Below are 5,931 nucleotides of genomic sequence, written 5' to 3'. Positions count from 1 at the left end.
TTCTTTGCCGTCTACCTGTCCGCGCGTAAACCGGAAAAGCGTTCGCCGCAAACCAACGCCTATACCCGTAAGTTCCTGTTGGCTTCGCCGTGGCAGCCAAAACAGTGCGCGGTGTTTGCCGGCGCATTGCGTTATCCGCGCTATCGCTGGTTCGATCGCATCATGATTCAATTCATTATGCGTATGACGGGCGGTGAAACGGATACCAGTAAGGAAGTGGAGTACACAGATTGGCAACAGGTCGACCGCTTTGCCCAGGAATTTAGCCAGATCCAGTACGAAAAGTGACAAAAACGCGGGTTTGGCCAGCGTTTTGCCGAAAAAATCCGCGCTTGAAAAGTTTTTTGCATTTAGGGGTTGCGGCCCGCCGAGAACTCCCTATAATGCGCCTCCACTGACCGGGAACAACGACTGACAAGCCGCCGGGTCAGCGAGAGGAAAGCGAAATAAACGCTTGACTCTCCGGGTGAAAAGCGTAATATACGCCACCTCGAGTTAGCAAGCGAAAGCGACTAACTCACTGCTCTTTAACAATTTATCAGACAATCTGTGTGGGCACTCCACAAGACGATATCCAGCATCTTCGGATGCAAAAAAATATCAAGTCTTGAAGAGTGACTAACTGAAGTAAAATTCATGCAGTAAATCTTTGAGCATCGCTTCTCGAGTGGAAGCAAATCAAGCTTTTAATTGAAGAGTTTGATCATGGCTCAGATTGAACGCTGGCGGCAGGCTTAACACATGCAAGTCGAGCGGTAGCACAGGGGAGCTTGCTCCCTGGGTGACGAGCGGCGGACGGGTGAGTAATGTCTGGGAAACTGCCTGATGGAGGGGGATAACTACTGGAAACGGTAGCTAATACCGCATAACGTCGCAAGACCAAAGAGGGGGACCTTCGGGCCTCTTGCCATCAGATGTGCCCAGATGGGATTAGCTAGTAGGTGGGGTAATGGCTCACCTAGGCGACGATCCCTAGCTGGTCTGAGAGGATGACCAGCCACACTGGAACTGAGACACGGTCCAGACTCCTACGGGAGGCAGCAGTGGGGAATATTGCACAATGGGCGCAAGCCTGATGCAGCCATGCCGCGTGTGTGAAGAAGGCCTTCGGGTTGTAAAGCACTTTCAGCGAGGAGGAAGGTGGTGAACTTAATACGTTCATCAATTGACGTTACTCGCAGAAGAAGCACCGGCTAACTCCGTGCCAGCAGCCGCGGTAATACGGAGGGTGCAAGCGTTAATCGGAATTACTGGGCGTAAAGCGCACGCAGGCGGTTTGTTAAGTCAGATGTGAAATCCCCGGGCTCAACCTGGGAACTGCATTTGAAACTGGCAAGCTAGAGTCTCGTAGAGGGGGGTAGAATTCCAGGTGTAGCGGTGAAATGCGTAGAGATCTGGAGGAATACCGGTGGCGAAGGCGGCCCCCTGGACGAAGACTGACGCTCAGGTGCGAAAGCGTGGGGAGCAAACAGGATTAGATACCCTGGTAGTCCACGCTGTAAACGATGTCGATTTGGAGGTTGTGCCCTTGAGGCGTGGCTTCCGGAGCTAACGCGTTAAATCGACCGCCTGGGGAGTACGGCCGCAAGGTTAAAACTCAAATGAATTGACGGGGGCCCGCACAAGCGGTGGAGCATGTGGTTTAATTCGATGCAACGCGAAGAACCTTACCTACTCTTGACATCCAGAGAACTTAGCAGAGATGCTTTGGTGCCTTCGGGAACTCTGAGACAGGTGCTGCATGGCTGTCGTCAGCTCGTGTTGTGAAATGTTGGGTTAAGTCCCGCAACGAGCGCAACCCTTATCCTTTGTTGCCAGCGGTTCGGCCGGGAACTCAAAGGAGACTGCCAGTGATAAACTGGAGGAAGGTGGGGATGACGTCAAGTCATCATGGCCCTTACGAGTAGGGCTACACACGTGCTACAATGGCATATACAAAGAGAAGCGACCTCGCGAGAGCAAGCGGACCTCATAAAGTATGTCGTAGTCCGGATTGGAGTCTGCAACTCGACTCCATGAAGTCGGAATCGCTAGTAATCGTAGATCAGAATGCTACGGTGAATACGTTCCCGGGCCTTGTACACACCGCCCGTCACACCATGGGAGTGGGTTGCAAAAGAAGTAGGTAGCTTAACCTTCGGGAGGGCGCTTACCACTTTGTGATTCATGACTGGGGTGAAGTCGTAACAAGGTAACCGTAGGGGAACCTGCGGTTGGATCACCTCCTTACCTAAAGATATTGATTCGAGTGGCGTGCTCACACAGATTGTCTGATGAAAAGTAACGAGCAAAGCGCTACCTGTTGATGCCATGAGTCATTCATGCTGATACGAACCGATTAAGTTATTCAGTTTAATCGGATTTTCGTGTCCCCATCGTCTAGAGGCCTAGGACACTGCCCTTTCACGGCTGTAACAGGGGTTCGAATCCCCTTGGGGACGCCATTCCGATAATGAGTGAAAGACATTATCACCGGTTAGCGATAACCGAAAAAATCTTAAAGATGACTTGCGAGTCATGTTTAAGATATTGCTCTTTAACAATCTGGAACAAGCTGAAAATTGAAACATGACGGCTGAAATTTATCCCTCCGTAGATGTACTGGGATGAAGAGTAACCTGTCATAGAGTCTCTCAAATGTTTGCAGCACGAACGATGGAAACATCTTCGGGTTGTGAGGTTAAGTGACTAAGCGTATACGGTGGATGCCTAGGCAGTCAGAGGCGATGAAGGGCGTGCTAATCTGCGAAAAGCGTCGGTAAGGTGATATGAACCGTTATAACCGGCGATACCCGAATGGGGAAACCCAGTGTGTTTCGACACACTATCATGTCATGAATACATAGTGGCATGAGGCGAACCGGGGGAACTGAAACATCTAAGTACCCCGAGGAAAAGAAATCAACCGAGATTCCCCCAGTAGCGGCGAGCGAACGGGGAGGAGCCCAGAACCTGAATCGGCTTGTGTGTTAGTGGAAGCGTCTGGAAAGTCGCGCAGCAAAGGGTGATAGCCCCGTACACTAAAATGCACAGGTCGTGAGTTCGATGAGTAGGGCGGGACACGTGACATCCTGTCTGAATATGGGGGGACCATCCTCCAAGGCTAAATACTCCTGACTGACCGATAGTGAACCAGTACCGTGAGGGAAAGGCGAAAAGAACCCCGGCGAGGGGAGTGAAATAGAACCTGAAACCGTGTACGTACAAGCAGTGGGAGCACCTTCGTGGTGTGACTGCGTACCTTTTGTATAATGGGTCAGCGACTTATATTTTGTAGCAAGGTTAACCGTATAGGGGAGCCGTAGGGAAACCGAGTCTTAACTGGGCGATTAGTTGCAAGGTATAGACCCGAAACCCGGTGATCTAGCCATGGGCAGGTTGAAGGTTGGGTAACACTAACTGGAGGACCGAACCGACTAATGTTGAAAAATTAGCGGATGACTTGTGGCTGGGGGTGAAAGGCCAATCAAACCGGGAGATAGCTGGTTCTCCCCGAAAGCTATTTAGGTAGCGCCTCGTGAACTCATCTTCGGGGGTAGAGCACTGTTTCGGCTAGGGGGCCATCCCGGCTTACCAAACCGATGCAAACTCCGAATACCGAAGAATGTTATCACGGGAGACACACGGCGGGTGCTAACGTCCGTCGTGAAGAGGGAAACAACCCAGACCGCCAGCTAAGGTCCCAAAGTCATGGTTAAGTGGGAAACGATGTGGGAAGGCATAGACAGCCAGGATGTTGGCTTAGAAGCAGCCATCATTTAAAGAAAGCGTAATAGCTCACTGGTCGAGTCGGCCTGCGCGGAAGATGTAACGGGGCTAAACCATGCACCGAAGCTGCGGCAGCGACGCTTAGGCGTTGTTGGGTAGGGGAGCGTTCTGTAAGCCGTTGAAGGTGGCCTGTGAGGGTTGCTGGAGGTATCAGAAGTGCGAATGCTGACATAAGTAACGATAAAGCGGGTGAAAAGCCCGCTCGCCGGAAGACCAAGGGTTCCTGTCCAACGTTAATCGGGGCAGGGTGAGTCGACCCCTAAGGCGAGGCTGAAAAGCGTAGTCGATGGGAAACAGGTTAATATTCCTGTACTTGGTGTTACTGCGAAGGGGGGACGGAGAAGGCTAGGCTAGCCGGGCGACGGTTGTCCCGGTTTAAGCGTGTAGGGGGTGTGACCTGGTAAATCCGGTTGCATACTAACCCTGAGGCGTGATGACGATGCACTACGGTGCAGAAGTAGTTGATGCCCTGCTTCCAGGAAAATCCTCTAAGCATCAGGTAACATTAAATCGTACCCCAAACCGACACAGGTGGTCAGGTAGAGAATACCAAGGCGCTTGAGAGAACTCGGGTGAAGGAACTAGGCAAAATGGTGCCGTAACTTCGGGAGAAGGCACGCTGGCATGTAGGTGAAGTCCCTTGCGGATGGAGCTGAAGCCAGTCGAAGATACCAGCTGGCTGCAACTGTTTAATAAAAACACAGCACTGTGCAAACACGAAAGTGGACGTATACGGTGTGACGCCTGCCCGGTGCTGGAAGGTTAATTGATGGGGTCAGCCGCAAGGCGAAGCTCTTGATCGAAGCCCCAGTAAACGGCGGCCGTAACTATAACGGTCCTAAGGTAGCGAAATTCCTTGTCGGGTAAGTTCCGACCTGCACGAATGGCGTAATGATGGCCAGGCTGTCTCCACCCGAGACTCAGTGAAATTGAACTCGCTGTGAAGATGCAGTGTACCCGCGGCAAGACGGAAAGACCCCGTGAACCTTTACTATAGCTTGACACTGAACATTGAGCCTTGATGTGTAGGATAGGTGGGAGGCTTTGAAGCGTGGACGCCAGTCTGCGTGGAGCCATCCTTGAAATACCACCCTTTAATGTTTGATGTTCTAACTCGGCCCCATAATCTGGGGTGAGGACAGTGTCTGGTGGGTAGTTTGACTGGGGCGGTCTCCTCCCAAAGAGTAACGGAGGAGCACGAAGGTTAGCTAATCACGGTCGGACATCGTGAGGTTAGTGCAAAGGCATAAGCTAGCTTGACTGCGAGAGTGACGGCTCGAGCAGGTACGAAAGTAGGTCTTAGTGATCCGGTGGTTCTGAATGGAAGGGCCATCGCTCAACGGATAAAAGGTACTCCGGGGATAACAGGCTGATACCGCCCAAGAGTTCATATCGACGGCGGTGTTTGGCACCTCGATGTCGGCTCATCACATCCTGGGGCTGAAGTAGGTCCCAAGGGTATGGCTGTTCGCCATTTAAAGTGGTACGCGAGCTGGGTTTAGAACGTCGTGAGACAGTTCGGTCCCTATCTGCCGTGGGCGTTGGAAGATTGAGAGGGGTTGCTCCTAGTACGAGAGGACCGGAGTGAACGCACCACTGGTGTTCGGGTTGTCATGCCAATGGCATTGCCCGGTAGCTAAGTGCGGAAAAGATAAGCGCTGAAAGCATCTAAGCGCGAAACTTGCCTCAAGATGAGTCTTCCCTGGGCCTTTAAGGTCCCTGAAGGAACGTTTAAGACTAAGACGTTGATAGGCTGGGTGTGTAAGTGCAGCGATGCATTGAGCTAACCAGTACTAATGATCCGTGAGGCTTAACCTTACAACACCGAAGGTGTTTTTAGAGAGATTTTCAGCGACGTTCCGAGATTGGTTCTGATGGCTTCATGGAAGTGAGGCGGTTGGAATGAAACAGAATTTGCCTGGCGGCAATAGCGCGGTGGTCCCACCTGACCCCATGCCGAACTCAGAAGTGAAACGCCGTAGCGCCGATGGTAGTGTGGGGTCTCCCCATGCGAGAGTAGGACACTGCCAGGCATCAAATAAACGTTATCAGTGTGACGACTGGTAATGCGCAAATCGCAAAGCGCGAATTTGCCGGCATCGAGAGATGCAACGTAAAAGAATCGGTGGAGCGGTAGTTCAGTTGGTTAGAATACCTGCCTGT

1 protein-coding gene, 1 tRNA gene and 3 rRNA genes are annotated in these 5,931 nt (G+C 51.9%); all 5 read left to right on the top strand.

Translation table 11 applies throughout. The annotated features are described in order from the left end of the window. Nucleotides 1-288 (top strand): menaquinone-dependent protoporphyrinogen IX dehydrogenase (gene hemG / locus ACGF8A_RS34380; RefSeq protein WP_393114738.1); only part of this gene is annotated, 288 nt, incomplete at its 5' end. A 399-nt stretch (nt 289-687) separates the two neighbouring features. Beyond that, a 16S ribosomal RNA gene (locus tag ACGF8A_RS34375) occupies nt 688-2,229 on the top strand. Between the two features lie 139 nt (nt 2,230-2,368). Next, nucleotides 2,369-2,444, top strand: a tRNA-Glu gene (locus ACGF8A_RS34370). A 234-nt stretch (nt 2,445-2,678) separates the two neighbouring features. Next, nucleotides 2,679-5,586 (top strand): 23S ribosomal RNA (locus ACGF8A_RS34365). 99 nt (nt 5,587-5,685) lie between these two features. Then, nucleotides 5,686-5,801, top strand: a 5S ribosomal RNA gene (rrf, locus tag ACGF8A_RS34360). Together the 16S, 23S and 5S rRNA genes with 1 tRNA gene alongside form the textbook arrangement of a ribosomal RNA operon. Nucleotides 5,802-5,931: the final 130 nt, after the last annotated feature.

The sequence above is a fragment of the Streptomyces sp. NPDC047706 genome, assembly GCF_043204795.1.
Taxonomy (GTDB): Bacteria; Actinomycetota; Actinomycetes; order Streptomycetales; family Streptomycetaceae; genus Streptomyces.
Note: the sequence above shows the minus strand (reverse complement) of the source record. Positions and strands in the feature narration are given on the sequence as shown.